Source organism: Micromonospora sp. ALFpr18c, from assembly GCF_008868155.1.
In the GTDB taxonomy this organism is placed as follows: domain Bacteria; phylum Actinomycetota; class Actinomycetes; order Mycobacteriales; family Micromonosporaceae; genus Micromonospora.
The window spans coordinates 1-18,746 of the sequence record NZ_WBKR01000128.1; the positions used below are offsets into that span (position 1 = coordinate 1).

The window sequence follows — 18,746 nt, forward strand, 5'->3', positions numbered from 1 at the left end:
CGCCCACCGGCCGGACAACCCGCCCACCACCCGCGATCCGCCCAGCCCCAGACCGCCCAGCCCCAGACCGCCCAACCTCAGACCTGGCGGCCTCGGACCGCGCGGCCTCGATCCGGGCGGCGTCGACCTCGGGGGTGAACTTGGCGGCGCCGAAGTAGCCCGCGACGTCCACCTCGGCGTGCGGTGGGGCGGGCGCGGCGAGCATGTCGGCCAGCCGTCCGGCGCCGATGCGGACGTGGGCGATCAACTCCCGGACGGTCCACGGCGGGCAGTCGGTCGGCCGGTCGAGGTCGACGTCGTCCAGCTCGGACAGGATCTCGGAGAGCCGTACGCACTCCGCGCGGAACGCCGCCCGGACCGGGTCCACCGGGCGGCTCAGCCCTTCACCCGGGGCACCAGCCGGTGCACGATGGTCAGCACCAGCGCCATCACCACCGCCATCGTGCCGGCGATACCGGCGGCGCTGCCCGCGTACCCGATGAAGAGCGGTCGGCGGGTCAACTCCTCCGGCCCGGTGCCCCGCAGCTCGACCAACCAGGACAGCGCCACGCCGCAGGCGATCAGGGCGAGCACGCCGGCCACCCCGAGCACCAGCGCGGCGACCCGGTGCGCGTCGCCGGGTGCGACCTCGGCCTGCTCCCGCTGGGTGATCAGCAGGAGCAGCCCGGCCAGCGCCGCCCACACCCCCACCAGGAGGTACGCGGCCACCGCGTCGCTGGGTCGGTGCCAGCCGGCGGAGAGGGTGGCCACCCCGGCGACGGCGGCGTACCCGGCGCCGAGGAAGGCACCGACCGCGCGCACCTTGCGTGGCAGCACGAGCACCAGCGCGACCGCCACCGACGCGGCCACCGCGGTGTGCCCGCTGGGCAGACTGTTGCCGACGGCGGCGCGCTCCGGGTCGAGGCCGTAGTCCGGCCGGTTCAGCCCGTACTTGAGCAGCTGGCTGGAGACGTTCGCACCGGCGATCAGGAGCGTCGCGGTGATGGCCAGGGCGATCCGCCCCCGGATGAGCGCGATGAAGCCGATCACCGCGGTGGCGGCCAGCAGGGACACCACCGACATAGCGTTGAGGATCCGGTCGACGGGACCGTCGATGCGGTCCTGCCCGATCCGGTTGCCGGTCAGGGCGACCGTGTCCACCCACTGGCCGATCCCGGTGTGCACGGCCACCCGCCAGACGGCGAGGAAGGCAGCCGCCTGGACGAGGGCCAGTACGACCATCCAGACCGCAGTCCAACCCCGTGCCGTCGCGCGCATCCGCACACCGTAGCGGCCTGCACCGGTCCGTCGGCCGGTGGCCCGCCGCCCGTCGATGGTTAGGTTGAGCGGAGGCGAGGAGGTGGCGGTGGGCGACACACCGGAGTGCGACCCGGGCCAGGTCGAGCCCGGCGCACAGCAGCGGGCCGGTGACGATCCGGGCCGCGGGCCGGCGCGGGCCGAGTCGCTGGCGGATCTGCTGGGCGGACGCAGTGGCGCCGTCGACGCCACGCTGCCGCCGGTGGCGTTCGCGGCGGGTTGGCTGCTCGGCGGCGAGTCGGTGTGGGCCGGGGTGGGCGCGGCGCTGGCCGTCGGCGCGGTGGTGGCCGTCGTCCGGCTGCGTCGGGGTGACCGGCCGCGCTCGGTGCTGATCGGTCTCCTGGCCGTCTGCGTCGCGGCGTTGATCGCGGTGCGCACCGGCCGGGCCGAGAACTTCTTTCTCATCCAACTGTTGTCGAACGCCGCCAGCGCGCTGCTGTGGACGGTGAGCATCATGGTGCGATGGCCGCTGCTCGGGGTACTGGTCGGCGCAGTGCTGGGCCAGCGGAGCCGGTGGCGGCGTGACCCGGCGCTGCTGCGCGGGTACGGCCGGGCCAGCTGGGTGTGGACGGCGACGTACGTGCTGCGGCTGGCGGTGTTCGTGCCGCTGTACCTGGGTGGGCAGGTCCTCGGGCTGGTGGTGGCTCGGGTGGCGCTGACGTGGCCGCTGGTCGCGGCGGCGCTCGCGGTGAGCTGGATGGTGCTGCGCCGGTCGTTGCCGCCCGGGCATCCGGGGCTGCGGCACCCGGTCACCGGGGAGCCCGCCGCGTGATCGTTGGCGGCTGAGCGACCCGACACGCCGAGCGCCGCGCTGCTGAACTGCCACCGATCACCGTGCCACCGATCGCGGCACCCCCGCCGCACCCCGCCGCACCGCACCGCGCGTTCCGGGGGCATAAAAGTGGAGAGGCCGCCACGGGGGGAGCGGCCTCTCCGGTGACGTACGTTACTCCGTCACGGTCGTTGGTGTGATCCCGCGAGGGACGGAATTTCTGGGCTTTTTCGCGGCTTCCTCAAGTCCGGGCGGTGGGGTGGGCCGGCCGATCCGCTGCGTTGTCCGGATGGCCGGCCCACCCCGGCCTGACCGTGGGTGTCAGGCCGTCCGCCGGCCGGGTCCCGTGGTCCCCCGGACCCGGCCGAACCCCGGGGTGGGCGGGTGCGCCACCCACCCCGGGTCGTCGTCAGCCGTTCGGGAACAGGCTGCCGTAGTCGGCGTACGCCATGGCGACGTCCGCCTGTGCCCAGAACCGGTGGTAGTTGAAGCTGGGCTCCGCGCCACCGTCCAGGTACGCCTGCACCTTGGGCCAGTCCGGGTCGTTCTTGTAGAAGGACCGGATGTCGAGGAAGCTCTTGCCGGCGGCGATGGCGTCGCCGTTCGGCATCTTCCCGGTCCAGCCCGGCGGCACGTAGAGGCCCTGACCGGTGGACGCGTTGTAGACGTCGTCGAAGCGCCGGTAGTCGCCACGCTTCTCGGTGGTGGAGACACCCTTGGCGTCACTCGCGGCGGAGAGCGCGTCGAGCAGCCCCTTCGCCGTGTCCTTCGCCGCCACGTTGCCCGACTTGGCCGCGTACGCGATCAGGGTCCGGGCGTAGGCGGCGGTGACGCCGACGTCCTGGCCCTTGGTGGTGACCGCGACGTGCAGGCCGGTGTTGGGCTGCGGGCTGCTCGGGTTCCAGGTGGTGGGCTGGCCGGTCCACGCCATGTCCGACGGGATCGACCAGTTGGTGCCGAGGGTGGTGTTGGCGATCGCCCACGGCACCCACTTGTCCAGCAGTGCCTTGGCCTTCGCGTTGCCGGTCTGCAGGTACAGCTCGGCGATCCGCTGCATCGACCAGGCCTGCATGCCGAACCACTGGTTCGACGGCGGGTCGTTGTAGACCGGGTCGACGTCGTAGAACATGCCGTAGAAGGTGCTGGTGCCGGCCGGCGGCTGGGCGTAGCTGCCGTCCCAGCTGTTGGTCGCGCCGCCGGCGATGCCACCCTCGGCGGACTGCAGCCAGGTGTAGAACTCCAGCTGCCGATCGAAGCTCTTGGTCCAGTCGGCGACCGCGGTGGCCGACTGCGGCTTGAGCTCCGGGGTGTTGGTCAGCGCCCAGGCCGCGAACGGGTTCTGGTAGCCGAAGTGGTTGTGGCTGGACCCGATGCGCCAGGACCAGTTCTGGCTGGTGTCGTACGCGCCGCCCCAGGCGTAGTACCAGGACAGCAGGTAGTGCGCCGAGTCCTTGCCGCTGCCGGCGGGGCAGGTGCTGGCCCCGACGCAGTTGCCGATCTTCTTGAAGTACTTGTCGAACATCGCGTACCGCAGGTAGTCGCCCATCTTGGCGGCCTTGGTGATGGTGGCGGCGACGTCGGCCTGCTTGTTCTGCGCCTTGGCCCAGGTCAGCGCCCAGTACGCGGCCTGCACGGCGCGGGCGTCGGCGTCCGGCGCGTTGGTGTACTTCCACTGCTTGGCGGGGGTGCCGGTGTCCTTGACGAACAGGTCGAGGTAGCCGTACTGACCGCCGTGCTTGAAGGTGTCACAGGAGGGCTGCGGGACGGTCTCCCACACCGACTCCTGGGTGCCGCGCTGGAAGGTGTTGATGTACGCCGGCTTGGTGGTGCCGTCACCGCAGTGGCCGAAGCCGTAGGTGTTGTCGACGTCCATCAGCCAGTGCATGCCGTAGATGTCGCCGGTGCCGTAGGTGGACTGCAGCTCCGAGCGGAGCGGGTCCTGGCCGACGGGCACGTTGGGCTGCAGGGCCGAGGGGTACTGGCTGGGCAGGTTGTACTCCGCGGCGTACTGCGGGGTGCCGGCGGACCCCGCCGTGGGCTGGTCTGAATGATTCGGAATTATATATTTTTCCATCACCGTCCAGGCGTTGTTGAACGGCGCCCAGTTCTGGGTGACCCGTCCGTAGTTCGCCTCCAGCCAGAGCCAGAAGCTGAACGCCTCCGAGGTGGTCTCGTGGCCGTGGTCGGGCGCCTCGACGATCAGCGTCTCGACCGAGTGGTAGGGCACGCCCTCGGGGCTGAAGTAACCCGAGTTCTTGATCTTGCCGTACTGGTCGAGGAACTTCTTGATGTAGGCGTTGTCGCCGCCGGGGGTGTCGTTGTCGACCTCGGTGGCGGTGACCGCCAGCGGGGCGAGACCGGTGGCGGAGGCGGTGATGGTGGCGGCGCCGCCGACGGTGTCGGAGTCCTCCGCCGCGGCGACCGTGACGGTGGCCCCGGTGTTCCAGTTGGACGGGGTCAGCGTGACGGTGGCCGGCGAGACCGTGACGTCGCTGTCACCGGTGCGGGTGAGGGTGACCGGCACGTTGGCCGTCGGCGCGGCGCTGAGCTTGAGGTTGAAGGTGCTGGTGCCACCCTCGCTGACGCTCACCGCGGACGGCGTGGCGACCAGCGTCGGGCCGGTGGCCTCGCCGACGGTGAACGCCTTCTCGGCGACCCCGATGCCGTTGGCGTTGTCGTACGCCTTGGCCTGGACGGTGTAGCTGCCGGCCGGCAGGTCCTCCTGGGTGTAGGCGTGCGGAGCGGACGTGTCGGTGTTGATCAGCAGGCCGTTGCGGTAGAACTCGACCTTGCTGATCGTTCCGTCCGGATCGCTGGCGGTGGCGGTCAGCGGCACGTCGGCCGGCGCGGTGAACGGCCCGGTCGGCAGACTGAGGGAGACCGACGGCGGCTGGTTGGCCGGGGTGCCGTTGCAGGGGGTGCCGTTGAGGGTGAACGCGGTGGGCTTCGGGTTGCTGCCCGAGTGGGAGCCGTTGAAGCCGATGGTGGTGGAGGCCCCCGTGCCGAGGTTGCCGTTGTACGACTCGTTGGTCGCGGTGACCTCGCTGCCGGTCTGGCTGAATCGGGCCGACCAGCCCTGGGTGACCCGCTGGCTGCTGTTCGGGAAGGTCCACTTGAGCGTCCAGCTGCTGATCGCGTCACCGAGGTTCTTGATGGTGACGTTGGCGGTGAACCCGGTGTTCCAGTCGTTGGTCGCGTAGACCACGTCGCAGGCGGGTGCGGCCTGCGCGGCGCCGGCCGGCAGGGTCACCCCGCCGACGGCGAGCGCGGCGGCGGCGATGACCGCCACGCGGCGGCGTCGTGCCAGTTGTCTCATGTGCGCGGTGTCTCCTCGGGCCAGGCCGGGATGGTCCCCGGCGGGGCGCCTGCCCGCGAGGGTGGTGGTCCGCGGGGGATTCGAGGCGCCGGGAAGGTGGTGTCCCCCGTGCCCGGCCGGGGTTGGGCGGTGCGGCCCGCACGGGAGTGGTCCCGCCGGCTGCGGTCGGGTGCCGTGACCGGAAGTCGTGCTGCCGGTTGCCCTCGGCGGACCCGCGCTCACGCGATGTGGCTCCTGTCGCGTCGAATCGACAGTGTGCCATGGAAGCGCTCCCACAACAAGCGCACGAAGGATCGAATCAGCTCCGTGTTTCGATCTCGTTTTGGGTCTTTCACAAAGGCGTGACGGGCGTTAGAGTCGCAACATCGGTCGATGGGAGCGCTTCCATCGACAAGGTTCCAACTAGAAGATCGCCGGGACCGTCTCTGACGGACCCGGGGAACCAGCCCGAAGGCCGACGGCGGGCCAGCCCGGACGCCGCCGTCAGCCATCGTCCCGCCACACGGAGGGAGGTGGAACCAGAGCCACTCGCGTGGCCCGGCTCCCGCGCGACACGCACGGCAGGACCCAAATTCCGCCCGTGTGTGTGCAGTTACGGTGGGGACGGGGGTTGCCCTCCCCCGTCCCCACACTAAACCCCCGTACACGATGGGAAAAGAGGCCGACGGGACAGGCGCGGCGCGCCGCCCGGTCGGCCTTGTTCGCTGTCCGGAGCCCTCATCCGCCTCAATCCGACATCGCCGGCCGCCAGGACGGCCGGCTGACCGGGAGGGCCGCTCCTGCCCTATTCTGGGAGCGCTCCCGAATCTCGGCGGTGGCCCCGTATCCACGAGGAGAATCCATGTCGATACCCACCGGGCCCGCCGGCCCGCTGCGCTTCCCCGACGACTTCGGATGGGGCGCGGCCACCTCCGCGTACCAGATCGAGGGCGCCGCCAAGGAGGACGGTCGCGGCGAGTCGATCTGGGACACGTTCAGCCGCGTCCCCGGGCGCACCCGCAACGGCGACACCGGCGACGTCGCCGCCGACCACTACCACCGGTACGCCGAAGACCTCGATCTGATGCGCGACCTCGGCCTGCGCAGTTACCGCTTCTCCATCTCCTGGCCACGCATCCAGCCCGACGGCGCCGGCGCGCCCAACCAGCGCGGCCTCGACTTCTACCGGCGCCTCCTGGACGGTCTGCACGAGCGCGGCATCGCCCCGATGGCCACCCTGTTCCACTGGGATCTGCCGCAGGCGTTGCAGGACGCCGACGGGTGGGAGTCGCGCGACACCGCGCTGCGCTTCGCCGACTACGCCGACGCGGTCTTCACCGCCCTCGGCGACCGGGTGCCGGTCTGGCTCACCATCAACGAGCCCAAGACCGTGGTGCAGAACGGCTACCTCATCGGCCACCACGCCCCCGGCCGGCAGGACCCGGACGCCGCCTACCTGGTCGCCCACCACCTCCAGCTCGCCCACGGGCTCGCCGTGCGCGCGCTGCGCGCCGCCGACGGCACCGCCCGGATCGGCCCCGCGCTCAACCTGCACCCCTGCTACCCCGCCGACGGCTCGCCGGAGGCGGCCGCCGCCGCCCGACTCTACGACGGCTACGAGAACCGCCTCTACCTCGACTCCCTGCTCAAGGGCAGCTACCCGGAGGACGTGCTGGCCGATCTGGGGCCGCAGAGCCGGATGGTCCAGGGCATCCGCGACGGCGACCTGGCGGTGATCTCCTCGCCGGTCGACCTGCTGGCCGTGCAGTACTACACGCCCATCTACGTCACCGCCGACGGCGGCACCCGGCACCGCTGGCCGACCTCCGAGGCCGAGTGGCAGCAGATCTACCCCGACGGGATGTACGACATCCTGACCCGGGTCACCCGCGACTACGGCCCGATCCCGCTCACCGTCACCGAGAACGGCCTGCCCACCCCCGACACCCTGGCCGCCGACGACACCGTCGACGACAGCGGCCGCATCAGCTTCCTGCGCGACCACCTGGCCGCCGCGCACCGCGCCATGACCGCCGGGGTGCCGCTGGAGAGCTTCCACGTCTGGTCGATGCTGGACAACTTCGAGTGGGCCGAGGGCTACGACCAGCGCTGGGGCCTGGTCTACGTGGACTACTCCAACCAGCGGCGGGTGCTCAAGCGCAGCGCACACTGGTACCGCTCCGTCATCGCCGACGGCGGCTTCTGAAGCGGGCAATCCCGGACGGACGGCCGGGCCCGGACGGCTCGGCTCCGGCACAGAGCCGTGACCGTCCGGGACACGGTCGACCTCGTCAGCGCGGCAACGCCTGCTGCAACTCCGCCCGCAGCGCCGGGGTGAGCATCTCCCCTGCCTGCTTGGCCAACCGGGCCATCTCGTAGCCCACCACACCGATGTCCGCGTCACCGGCGGCGAGGGTGGCCAGGATCGATCCGTCGCGCACCTGCATCACCAGGAAGTAGCCCCGGCCCATCTCGACCACCGTCTGCTTGACGACGTCTCCGTCGAACATCTGGGCCGCGCCCGCGGTGATGCTCATCAGCCCGGAGGTCACCGCGGCGAGCTTGTCGGCGTGATCGCGCGGCAGATGGTCGGAGATCGCCACCAGCAGCCCATCGGAGGAGACCACCACCGCGTGCGCCACACCCGGCACCCGCTCCGCGAAGGCGCTCACCAGCCAGCTCAGGTCCCGCGCCTCCTGGCTCAACGTCGTCACTGTCGTCGTCCCCCTTCGTCGTGCCCCCTGGACGGTGGCACGGGTATCTCAGTGGTGTCCTCGGCCTCGGCGCGCCGTACCCCGCTGTAGAGCCGGGAAAGCATGCCGCCGACCGCCTCCGGGTCCAGATCGTCACGCGCCGGGACCGAATCGGGTCGGGCCGGGCGGGTGACCGCGGAGAGCTGTGCCATCGGGACCCGTACCGGCAGGCCCCGTTCGTTGGTGCCGCCGGTCAGCGGGGTGGCCGGCGGTACGACCGGCCCGGGCCCGGCCGGCGCGGCCGGGCCCTCACGGGACCACCAGCCGCCCCCCGGAGCCGACGCTCCGGCCGGGGTCAGCACGTCCTCGGCTCGTACCGGCACCGGGCGGGTCTGACGTGGCACGGCGTTGACCGGCGGACGACCGGCCACCGGCAGATCCAGCGGCGGCGCACCCGCTGCGTGGGCCATCCGTGCGTCCGCCGGTTGCCGCTGCACCCCCACACCCCGGCTGGCACCCGCGGCCAACATCCGGGCCGGCGCCGGCGGATCGAGCTCCACGCCGCCCGCCGGCGCCAGCAACGCGGCCGGCAACGCGAGCCGGGCGACCAGGCCGTCCTGCCCACCCTCGAGCCGCACCCGCACCCTCAGGCGGGCGGCCAGGTGGCTCACCACGAACAGGCCCATCCGCTCGACCGCCGCGACATCCGCGGCCGGCGGGGTGGCCAGCACCTCGTTCGCCTCGGCCAGCGCCGCCGGGCTCATGCCCAGACCACGGTCGACGATCTCGACCAGCGCGGCGGGGGCGTCGAGCCGGACGTTCACCGCCACCATCGTGTCCGGGCGGGAGAACACCGTGGCGTTCTCCAACAGCTCGGCGAGCATGTGCACCAACTCACCGACGGCATGCCCGACCACGTACGCGTCGCCCACCGACTCGATCCGGACCCGCTGGTACTGCTCGATCTCGGCGGCGGCGGCGAGCAGCACCGCGCCCAGGCCGACCGGCCGGTTCCACCGGCGGGTGGAGTCGGTACCGGCCAGCACCAGCAGGCTCTCGTCGTTACGGCGCATACGGGCGGCCAGGTGGTCCAGTTTGAACAGGTTCTCCAGCTGGTCCGGGTCGCTCTCCTCGCGCTCCAAATCGTCCAGCAGCTCCAACTGCCGCTCCACCAGCACCTGACTGCGCCGGGCCAGGTTGACGAACATCGCGTTGACGTTGCGCCGCATCATGGCCTGCTCCACGGCGACCGTGACCGCGCTCCGGTGCACCGCGACGAACGCCTCGGCCAGCTCGCCGATCTCGTCGAGCGAACGGACCACCGCCGGGGCGACCTCGATGGGCTGCACCCCACCGGTGACGGTCCGCAGCCGGTCCAGCGCGTCCGGCAGCTCGACCTGCGCGATCCGCAGCGCCTGGCTGCGCAGCAGCCGCATCGACCGGGCCACCGACCGCCCGACGAGCAGCGAGATCAGCAGGGCGACCAGCAGCACCGCGACGACCCCGCCGACCACCAGCAGGGTGGTCCGCAGCTGCCCGGAGCTGGCGTCGTCGGCCTGCCGCACGGCGTCGTCGAGCACCCCCGCCTCGAGCTGCCGCAGCAGTTCCTGACGTTGCTGGCTGGCCGCCCACCACTGTTCCGAGGGCAGCACCGCGGGCGCGGCGTTCCCGGCCGGCAGGCTGCGCTCCTCCAACTGGGTGGCGACCAGGAACATCGGATTCACCGAGGTCTCGTCGTACCGGCGGATCTGGTCGGAGGTGGCGGCCACCCGGAACGCGCCGAGGGCGGTCAACTGCTGGGCGCGCAGGTCGGTGAGGAGCACCCGGTCCTCGGTGCCGTACCTGCCGGCGCGGGCGGCGGCGTACAGCTGGGCCCGCACCCGGGAGGACAACTCCTTGACCCGTGCCAGCTGCACGTAGCGCAGCACCGCGTCGTTCAACCCCGCCTGGTCCTGCCCCGGCGTCGGCTCGGCGAGCAGGTCGAGCAGCGCGCCCACGGCGCGGTGGTAGTTGCTCAGGATGGTGTCGTTGCTGAGCACCGCCGGCGGGATCACCACCCGGACGTCGATCACCTGGTCGTACGCCTCCTGCACCTCGGAGAACGCCACCCGCCAGGACGCGTCGGCGTCGACCAGCGGCGCGGCCGCCCGACTCAGGTCGGCCATCGCGCGGTCGGCGGCCGCCTGCAACGGCTTCAACCTGCTGGCCGCGGCCTCCCGGTCGGCGCCCCGGCGCAGCTCACTCAGCTCCCCCGCCGTACGGTCCCGCTCCTGCTGGAGCTGGTGCACCGCCGCGGTGATCTGCCGGCCGATGCCGACCTGCCGGGCGAAGTCGTTCAACGCCGTCGTCCGCCCCACCAGCGCGCTGGTCTGCACGCCGGCGAGGACCAGGAACGCCACCGACGGCACCAGCAGCACGGTCGCCAGCTTGGTGCTCATCCGCCAGTCCCGCAGACGGAACGGGGACCGGCGTCGATGTGGAACGACCCGGACGTCGAAGCGACGCCGACGATGGTTCGACACCGTGCCGCTCGCCGGCTCGGGACCTGCCGCCACCCTGCCTCCTCCGTCCTACCGCGTCCACCGCGGTCCGGGGAGCGCAGTCCATCCAACCAGGCTCGGGAGCGCTGTCAACGGCCCGAACGAGGCGAAAGTTCAGGAAGGATACTGCGGGTGGGATCGTCCTGTCGTCGTCGGTAATACCAGCTCATCCGTCCGGCCGATGTCGGCGAGCGCAACCGCGTCTCCGAATCGGCCCAACGCCACCAACGCGGCCCCGGTGGCACCGATCTCCGGGTTGCGTTGGTGCGACACCGGCCGCGGCGCGAGCGCCGCCGCGAACGCCTGCCGCCACCACACCGAGGCGGCCACCGCGCCACCGCCCAGCACCACTCCGACCGGTTTGTCGATGGTGGACTCCAGCACCGCCAGGTCGTCGGCGACCAGCCCGCACAGCCCCTGCATCAGTCCGGCCAGGATATCCACGGCGGTGGTGCTGAAGCTGAGCCCGCGCAGCTCGCCGGAGCCCGCCGGGGCCAGCCCGGGAGGCCGGTCGCCGCCGAAGCGGGGATCGGCCGGCCGACCGCCACCCGCCGGCACCAGCGCCAGCGCCGCGTCCAGCTCCGCGCCCCGGGGCAGCCGCAGCTCCCGGTTGGCCCAGGCGAACAGGTTGCCGCCGCTGGAGTACGCCGCCCCGGTCACCACGTGGTCGTGGTCGACCCGGTAGCGCCAGAGCTGTTCGGGCAGCCGGGGCAGTGGCTCACCGGCGGGGATCCGCTGCATCAGTCGTACGGCCGCGGAGGTGCCCACGGTGACCGCGGCCCGGCTCGGGTCGACGCAGCCCGACCCGACGTTCGAGGCGGCGCCGTCGCCGACCGCCGGTGACCACCGCGCCCGCGCCAGCTGCGGCCAGCGGCGGGCGTGGTCGGGCCGCAGGCGGCCGTGCCAGTCCAGCTCGCCCAGGGGCGGCAGGTCCTGCGGTCGCGCCCCGGCCAGTGCCAGGGCCTCCTCGTCCCAGCGCAGGCTGCGCAGGTCCAGCAGGCCGGTGCCGGAAGCCTGGGAGACCGACATGGGCACCGCCTCCAGCAGCTCGCCCAGCACGTACTCGGGCAGACCGACGAACCGGGCGATCGGGGTGCCGCACTGCTCGCGCAGCCAGGGCAGCCGCACCGACCAGTAGGAGCGGTGCCACCAGCAGCCGGTGCGCTGGTGGAAGTCGTCCGGGTCGGCCGGGCCGGGTGCCCCGGCGACCGGCGTCGGCCGGGTGTCCAACCAGGTGACGACCGGGCCCAGCGGGGCGCCGTCGCGGTCCAGCGGGAGCACCGAGTGCCACTGGGCGGAGACGGCCACCAGGTCCACGTCGCGCAGGTGACCCCCGTCGGCCAACTCGTCGAGGCACTCGACCAGGCAGGCGAGGTAGCCGGGACCGGACAGCGTGCCGGTGCCGTCGTCGCCGATCGCGAGGCTGACCTTCCGCCGGGCCAGGGCACCGGGCAGCGGCTGGGTGTCCCCGTCCAGCACCAGCCCGCGCACCGAGGAGGTGCCCAGGTCGAGCGCGAGAATGTTCATCGCCGGTCAAGTTACCCGGTGCCAACGCGGCCGCGGGCGCGTAGGGTGGATCACATGCTCGCGCATCCGACCTGCTGGTGGCCCGCCGACCCGGCGGCCACCCTCCGCGCGTAGCTCCATCCACGCGGCCGCCATCGAGGCGGCCGCCGGATCTCCGGCCCCGGATGGCCGCCCCGACCGGCGGCGCCCGGCCCGACGGAGACTCCGATGACCCACCTGACCGACCTGCTCGCCGCCGTGACCCGCGGTGTCGATCCGGGCCCCTTCGCGCTGCTGCGCCGAGAGGGCGCGGACGACCTGGAGCTGTTCACCGGCCCCGTCGACACCGTCGACCTCCTGGCGGACATACCGCTGCCGGAGGGCGCGCCCGGGGCGCGGACGCTGGCCCTGGTGCCGTTCCGGCAGATCACCGAACGCGGCTTCGCCTGCGTCGACGACGGTGCCCCGCTGGAGTGCCTCCGGGTCCACCAGCACGGGCGGATTCCGCTGACCGACGCCCTGGCCGCGCTGCCCGACGAGCCGGTCCGCACCGTCGACGCCGCGTTCGACGTCACCGACGAGGAGTACGCGCAGACCGTGGGCCGGGTGCTGGCCGAGGAGATCGGCCACGGCGAGGGCGCCAACTTCGTCATCCACCGCACGCTGCACGCCACCGTGCAGGGTCCGCCGCTGGTGGCGGCGCTGGCCGCGCTGCGCCGACTGCTGGTCGCCGAACGCGGCGCGTACTGGACGTTCGTGGTGCACACCGGCACCCGGACCCTGGTCGGCGCCAGCCCGGAGCGGCACGTCAGCGTCGACGACGGCCTCGTGATGATGAACCCGATCAGCGGCACGTTCCGACCCGCCGGCGGCACGCCGGACCGGGCGGCGCTGCTGCGCTTCCTCGCCGACCCCAAGGAGGTCGAGGAGCTGTACATGGTCCTCGACGAGGAGCTGAAGATGATGGCCACCGTGGCCGAGCACGGCGGTCAGGTGATCGGCCCGTACCTGAAGGAGATGTCGCACCTCGCGCACACCGAGTACCTGCTCGCCGGGCGCGGCACCCGCGACGTGCGGGAGGTGCTGCGCGAGACGATGTTCGCGCCGACCGTGACCGGAAGCCCGATGGAGAACGCCTGCCGGGTGATCGCCCGGCACGAGCGTCGCGGCCGGGGCTACTACGCGGGTGTGCTGGCCCTGCTCGGCCACGACGAGGCCGGCCGGCAGACGCTGGACGCGCCGATCCTGATCCGTACCGCCGAGATCTCCCCCACCGGCCGGCTGCGGGTGCCGGTCGGTGCCACCCTGGTGCGGCATTCGACGGCGGCCGGCGAGGTGGCCGAGACGCACGCCAAGGCCGCCGGGGTGCTGGCCGCGCTCGGTCTCGGCCCGGCGGCGCCCGCCGGCGACCGCGGGCCGGTCCCGCGGCTGGCCGACGACCCGGCGGTACGCGACGCGCTGGCCGCGCGTAACACGCCGCTGGCGCGGTTCTGGCTCGACCAACGGGCACCGGACGCGCCGGGCCTGCCCGGGCTGGTCGGCCGCCGGGCGCTCATCGTGGACGCCGAGGACACCTTCACCGGCATGCTGGCCCACCAACTGGGCGCGCTGGGGCTCGCGGTCACCCTGCGGCCGTGGCACGCCGGTGGCCCGGTCGACGACTACGACCTGGTGGTGGCCGGCCCCGGGCCGGGCGACCCGGGTAGCCCGGACGAGCCGAAGATGGTGGCGCTACGCGAGCTGCTGAGCGGGCTGCTCACGGACGGCCGGCCGACCCTCGCGGTCTGCCTCGGCCATCAGGTGCTGGCCGGGCTGTTGGGGCTGCCGCTGCATCGCCGGGACGCGCCCTACCAGGGGTTGCAGCGGGAGGTGTCGCTGTTCGGGCGGACCCGCCGGGTGGGTTTCTACTCGACGTTCACCGCCCAGGCGGAGGCGGATCGGATGGACACCGCGTACGGGCCGGTGGAGCTGGCCCGGGACGTACGCGACGGCGCCGTGCACGCTCTGCGCGGGCGGGGTTTCGCCGGGGTGCAGTTCCATCCGGAGTCGGTGCTCAGCCCGGACGGTGTGGTCGTCCTGACCGAACTGCTGGGCGACCTGCTGCCGGCAGCGCGGGCGGACGAGGTGCCCACCGCGGGCGGGCGCGCATAGTCGGCCCGGCCGGCGGGTAGGGCTGGAACGACCGGCGACGCGGACGGGCCGAGAGCCCCCGCCCGCGTCGCCGGTCGTCCGCTGCGGTCAGCCGGCCAGGCCCGCCTTCAGCGCGGCCCCGATCTGCACGGCGCGTCGCGCGGTGAGCGCGCAGGCGCCGAGCGCCACCGCGTCCGGGGCGATCTCGCCGTTGTTGCTCGTGTGCGAGGCGCCGTACGGGTTACCGGCGATGAACTGGCTGGTGTCGACGTACGCGGGGGTGACCACGACGCCACCCCAGTGGTAGAAGACGTTGAAGAGCGACGTCAGCGTGGTCTCCTGCCCACCGTGCGAGGTCGCCGTCGACGTGAAGGCGGAGTACACCTTGTTGACCAACGCACCCTGCGCCCAGAGCGGACCGGTGGTGTCGATGAACTGCTTCAGCTGGGCGGCGATCATGCCGTAGCGGGTCGGCGCGCCGAAGATGGCCACATCGGCCCAGGCCAGGTCGTCGATCATCGCCTCGGGCACGTCCTGGGTCTCCAGGTGGTGGGCCTGCCAGCCGGAGTTGGAGCGGATCGCCTCGTCCGGTGCCAGCTCCCGCACCTTGCGCAGACGCACCTCGGCGCCCGCGTCCCCAGCGGCCTCGCAGACGGCCTGCGCCATCTGGTATGTGATGCCGGTGGCGCTGTAGTAGATCACCGCTACCTTGGTCTGGGCAGCCATCAGATGTTCCCTTCTCGTCTGGGTCAGCTCCCGCGACTACCCGTGGCTCGCACGGTCAAACGCCACCCTTGACGGGCTCAAGTTTTCCGCAAGTTCCCGATCGTCTGGACCCGGCGACCGTCGCGGACGGCGATCCTGATGTCACCGGTGCCGACGGAAGCCATCCGCCGCCCCGCACCGACAGCCTGAACGGGGGATCGCGCTCCGCCGGCAACGACGCTGGCGCAGCGCGATCAGGGGAACGCCCCCGCGCTCACCCGCCGCGAGTCAGCGGACCAGGGCCACCATCAGCCGTTCCAGCTCCGCCGCCGGGTCGGCGGTGAGCCCGGTGTGCACCGGCCCGGTCTGGATCATCGTGCTGCGGGGGGCGGCCAGCCAGTGGAAGCGCTCGCCGAGCCGCATCCGGGTCGCCGGCCCGTCGCCGGAGCAGGTCCGGTCCCAGGAGTCCAGCACCGCGGCCACCGCCGGCAGGTCGACGTCGGGTGCCAGCGCTCCGACCCGGTCGGCGTCCAGGTGGGTACGCGCGGCCAGGAAGTCACGCTGCTGGCAGTAGAGCAGCACCCCGACGTTGATCTGCTCGCCGCGCTCGATGCGGGGCACCAGCCGGATCAGCGCGTACTCGAAGGGATGCCTCACGCCACGCCCCCTGCCGGCAGCCAGTCCGCCGTCCGGGCGACCCGGCGGGACAGGTGCGCCACGTACGCGGCCCGCGCCTCGTCGGCCGAGTCGAAGTCGGCGGCGGTCAGCCACTGCGCCGGCACCAGCGCCAGCACCTCGGTGAGCAGTTCCGGGGTGATCCGGGGGGCCAGCTCGGCGTCGGCCTCGGCGAGCCGGTCGGCGTACGGGGCGAGGACGTGGTCGTCGGCCCGGTAGGCCCGGTGCACGGCTGCTTCGGCGCGCGGCCAGTTGTGGTGGAAGTACAGCGAGGCGCCGTGGTCGATGAGCCACAGCTCCCGGTGCCACACCAGCAGGTTCGGGTTGCGCCAGCTCCGGTCGACGTTCTCCACGTACGCGTCGAACCACAGCACCCGCGACGCCAGCATCGGGTCCACGGGGTGCGCGACGGGGTCGAAGCCCAGCGCCCCGGGCAGGAAGTCCATCCCCAGGTTGGCGCCGCCGCTGTTGCGAAGCAGCTCCTGCACCTCCTGATCGGGCTCGGCCCGCCCGATCACCGGATCGATGTCGAGCACGACCAGCGGCGGCACGCGCAGCTCCAGCCGGCGGGCCAGTTCGCCGCAGATCACCTCGGCGACGAGTGCCTTGGGGCCCTGCCCGGCGCCACGGAACTTCGCCACGTACGTGCCGAGGTCGTCCGCCTCCACGACACCCGGCAGCGAGCCACCCTCGCGGAGCGGGGTGACGTAGCGGATCGCGGTGACCTGGCGGAGCACGTCGCCCACCCTACTGTGATCTCCGCCGGCACCGCCGTCACCGTGGCTGCCGCAGCCCCCGCAGGAGCAGGTCGACCAGTCGCCGGGGGTCGTAACGCGGGTCCTTGTCGCCGCCGATGCAGAGGTTGCCGATGCCGCGCATCAGTTCGTGCGCGGACGTGCCGGGCGTGATCTCCCCGGCGTCCACGGCGGCGTCGAGCAACTGCGCGCAGGCGGGCACCAGCTGGTCGAGGAAGTAGGTGTGCAACGCGTCGAAACCGCCGGTGTCCGACTGGAGGGCGTTGGCGAGCCCGTGCTTCGTGACCAGGAAGTCGATGAAGCGGTCGACCCACTGCCGGAGTGCGGCCGACGGAGAGTCGGCGCTGGCCAGCAGCGCGGGGCCGGCCTCGGCGCACGCCTGGACCTGGTGCCGGTAGACGGCGACGACGAGGTCCGCCCGGGTCGGGAAGTGCCGGTAGATCGTGCCGATGCCAACCCCGGCCCGGGCCGCGATCTCCCGGATCGGGGCCTCCACGCCGGAGGTGACGAACACCGCGGCGGCGGCGGCGAGCAGCGTCTGCTGGTTGCGTACGGCGTCGGCCCGCTTTCCCCGGGCCGGCGCCTCCCCGGGCAGGCTCGTAGCGGACACCACTGCTCTCCCTCCCACCGGGCGGTCACCGCTCCCCATGGTAGCGGAGCGGCGATCCGCTTCTACCGTACCCGGCGGTGTCAGTCGAGCTTGTCCCGCAGGTCGTCGACCTGCTGCTGGAGGCGGTCCACCGCGCTGTCGTTGTTGACGAAGGTGGTGATGCCCGCGGCGAGGCCCAGGCCGATCAGCACCGCCAGGATGCTCAGCACCAGACCGCCGATGGCCACCCCCCGACCGGTCACCCCGGGCCGTCCGGCCATCTTCAGGCCGACGATGCCGAGGATGATCCCGATGATGCCCAGCACCAACCCGACCCAGGCCAGGATGGCGGTCAGCACACTGAGCAGGCCGGCCACGCCGAAGACCAGAGCGAAGGTGGCGGCCGCGCTCGTCTTCGCGCGGGCGTCCCCCCGATGAGACCGGGATCCGGCCGATACGCCGGCACCCCGGGCCGGCTCGCTTGCGGCAGTCATGAGACTCCCTTCCGCACGCGCGGCGCGCGTACTTCCGGCGGGCGTTTTCCCACGTCGACCCGCGTTACGCCTCCCATCGCCGCGATCGTGTCGGTGGCCCGCCCTAGGCTGGCGGCCCGGCCACCGGAAAGGAGTTCGGCGATGCCTCCGGACCTGAGCGCGGCCGAAGCGCTGGCACTGCGGATGACCAGCCTGCTGCTGCGCCCGCACCCGGGCGTCCACCCCGACACCGTCGCCGAGGTGGTCGAGTGGTTCGGCGCCATGCAGGCTCAGGACCTGGCCAGCGGTCTGTGGTCACTGGGCGCCGACTGCCCGGGCACGGTGTGGCCGACGTGCAGGCGGCACTGGAGCGGCGCGAGGCCCTGCGCACCTGGCCGATGCGGGGCACCGTGCATCTCGTCCCGCCCGCCGACGCGCGCTGGATGCTGGAGCTGACCGGTGTCCGTTCGCTGGCCGGCGCGGCCACCCGCCGGGCGCAGCTCGGGCTCACCGACGTCGACGCCGACCGGGCCGTGGACGTCCTCGGTGCCGCGCTGGCCGGCGGCGGCCGGCTCACCCGGGCGCAGTGCCTGGCCACCCTGCGCGACGCCGGGCTGGGCACCGACGGCCAGCGCGGCTACCACCCGTTGTGGTATTCGAGTGTGCGCGGGGTGACCTGCGTGGCACCGAACGTCGGCACCGAGCAGACCTTCGCCCTGCTCGACGAGTGGGCGCCGGACGCCCGTCGGCTGGACCGGGACGAGGCCCTCGCCGTGCTGGCCCACCGCTACGTCCGCGGGCACGGCCCGGTCACCGACCGCGAGTTCGCCGGCTGGTCCGGCCTCACCCTGACCGACGCGCGGCGCGGCCTGGCCGCCGCCGGCGACACGCTGCGCACGGTACGGGTCGGCGGCGAGTCGATGTACGTCGACGCGGCACTGGCCGACGCGCCGCGCGCCCCGATCGACGAGGTGCGGGTGCTGCCCGGGTTCGACGAGTACCTGCTGGGCTACCGGGACCGCACGTTGATGTTCGACCCCGCCCACCAGGCCGCCGTGGTGCCGGGCAACAACGGCATCTTCCAGGCGACGGTGGTCCACGCCGGCCGGGTGGTGGGCGTGTGGAAGCGCCGGGTCGGCCGATCGGCGGTCACCGTGACGATCCGGCCGCTGTCGCCCCTGAAGACGGCGGCACGCGCCCGGGTGGAGCAGGCCCTGGGAGGCTACGCCGCCTTCCTCGGGCTGCCGCCGCGCTTCGAGTGGCAGGCCTGAGCGGCCGGCGGGGGCGGTCGGCGTCAGGCCTGCCACTGTCTCTTAT

Annotated in this window: 15 protein-coding genes; 4 read left to right on the forward strand and 11 right to left on the reverse strand. The window is 72.8% G+C overall.

Annotated features, from left to right (window positions below):
- Positions 1-367: maleylpyruvate isomerase N-terminal domain-containing protein (locus F8271_RS21000; protein WP_192580383.1), on the reverse strand; the 367-nt coding region annotated here is incomplete at its 3' end.
- A gap of 8 nt (positions 368-375) precedes the next feature.
- Positions 376-1,263 (reverse strand): phosphatase PAP2 family protein, encoded by an 888-nt coding sequence (locus F8271_RS21005; protein ID WP_192580384.1) that lies wholly within the window; start codon positions 1,261-1,263, stop codon positions 376-378.
- A gap of 181 nt (positions 1,264-1,444) precedes the next feature.
- Here F8271_RS21005 and F8271_RS21010 point away from each other — a divergent pair, with 181 nt between their 5' ends.
- The gene (locus tag F8271_RS21010; protein WP_151491555.1) at positions 1,445-2,068 is read left to right on the forward strand and encodes a DUF3159 domain-containing protein; all 624 of its coding nucleotides are present in this window, start codon (positions 1,445-1,447) and stop codon (positions 2,066-2,068) included.
- 409 nt (positions 2,069-2,477) lie between these two features.
- Here F8271_RS21010 and F8271_RS21015 read toward each other — a convergent pair whose 3' ends face one another.
- On the reverse strand, positions 2,478-5,384 hold the full coding sequence (locus F8271_RS21015) for a glycoside hydrolase family 48 protein (protein WP_151491545.1): 2,907 nt from the start codon (positions 5,382-5,384) through the stop codon (positions 2,478-2,480).
- 841 nt (positions 5,385-6,225) lie between these two features.
- On the opposite strand from F8271_RS21015, the gene F8271_RS21020 reads away from it, so the two are divergent.
- On the forward strand, positions 6,226-7,569 hold the full coding sequence (locus tag F8271_RS21020; RefSeq protein WP_151491546.1) for a GH1 family beta-glucosidase: 1,344 nt from the start codon (positions 6,226-6,228) through the stop codon (positions 7,567-7,569).
- A gap of 85 nt (positions 7,570-7,654) precedes the next feature.
- Here the strand turns inward: F8271_RS21020 and F8271_RS21025 are convergent, their stop codons facing one another.
- The 3 genes from F8271_RS21025 to F8271_RS21035 all read right to left on the reverse strand — a co-directional run bounded on the left by F8271_RS21025 (position 7,655) and on the right by F8271_RS21035 (position 12,123).
- A complete protein-coding gene (locus F8271_RS21025; RefSeq protein WP_203178590.1) occupies positions 7,655-8,068 on the reverse strand; it encodes a roadblock/LC7 domain-containing protein in 414 nt (137 codons plus the stop codon).
- Positions 8,069-8,073: 5 nt separating this feature from the next.
- Positions 8,074-10,494, reverse strand: coding sequence for an ATP-binding protein (locus F8271_RS21030; protein ID WP_151491547.1), 2,421 nt, complete (start codon positions 10,492-10,494; stop codon positions 8,074-8,076).
- A 216-nt stretch (positions 10,495-10,710) separates the two neighbouring features.
- Complete coding sequence (locus tag F8271_RS21035; RefSeq protein WP_151491548.1) at positions 10,711-12,123, reverse strand: FGGY family carbohydrate kinase; 1,413 nt, start codon at positions 12,121-12,123, stop codon at positions 10,711-10,713.
- A gap of 207 nt (positions 12,124-12,330) precedes the next feature.
- Between F8271_RS21035 and F8271_RS21040 the strand changes: the two genes are divergently transcribed.
- Positions 12,331-14,253, forward strand: coding sequence for an anthranilate synthase family protein (locus F8271_RS21040; RefSeq protein WP_151491549.1), 1,923 nt, complete (start codon positions 12,331-12,333; stop codon positions 14,251-14,253).
- An 87-nt stretch (positions 14,254-14,340) separates the two neighbouring features.
- On the opposite strand, the gene wrbA is transcribed toward F8271_RS21040, so the two are convergent.
- The 5 genes from wrbA to F8271_RS21065 form a co-directional block, all read right to left on the reverse strand.
- Complete coding sequence (wrbA, locus tag F8271_RS21045; RefSeq protein WP_151491550.1) at positions 14,341-14,958, reverse strand: NAD(P)H:quinone oxidoreductase; 618 nt, start codon at positions 14,956-14,958, stop codon at positions 14,341-14,343.
- A 267-nt stretch (positions 14,959-15,225) separates the two neighbouring features.
- Positions 15,226-15,594: a DUF3037 domain-containing protein gene (locus tag F8271_RS21050; protein WP_151491551.1), complete on the reverse strand. Its 369-nt coding sequence runs from the start codon at positions 15,592-15,594 to the stop codon at positions 15,226-15,228.
- Complete coding sequence (locus F8271_RS21055) at positions 15,591-16,349, reverse strand: HipA family kinase (protein WP_151491552.1); 759 nt, start codon at positions 16,347-16,349, stop codon at positions 15,591-15,593. The genes F8271_RS21050 and F8271_RS21055 overlap by 4 nt, the downstream gene beginning before the upstream one ends.
- A 37-nt stretch (positions 16,350-16,386) precedes the next feature.
- On the reverse strand, positions 16,387-16,977 hold the full coding sequence (locus tag F8271_RS21060; RefSeq protein ID WP_225854664.1) for a TetR/AcrR family transcriptional regulator: 591 nt from the start codon (positions 16,975-16,977) through the stop codon (positions 16,387-16,389).
- Positions 16,978-17,057: 80 nt separating this feature from the next.
- Positions 17,058-17,450, reverse strand: coding sequence for a hypothetical protein (locus tag F8271_RS21065; protein WP_151491554.1), 393 nt, complete (start codon positions 17,448-17,450; stop codon positions 17,058-17,060).
- A 290-nt stretch (positions 17,451-17,740) separates the two neighbouring features.
- Between F8271_RS21065 and F8271_RS21070 the strand changes: the two genes are divergently transcribed.
- A complete protein-coding gene (locus tag F8271_RS21070; protein ID WP_370461938.1) occupies positions 17,741-18,700 on the forward strand; it encodes a winged helix DNA-binding domain-containing protein in 960 nt (319 codons plus the stop codon).
- The last annotated feature ends 46 nt before the right edge of the window (positions 18,701-18,746 follow it).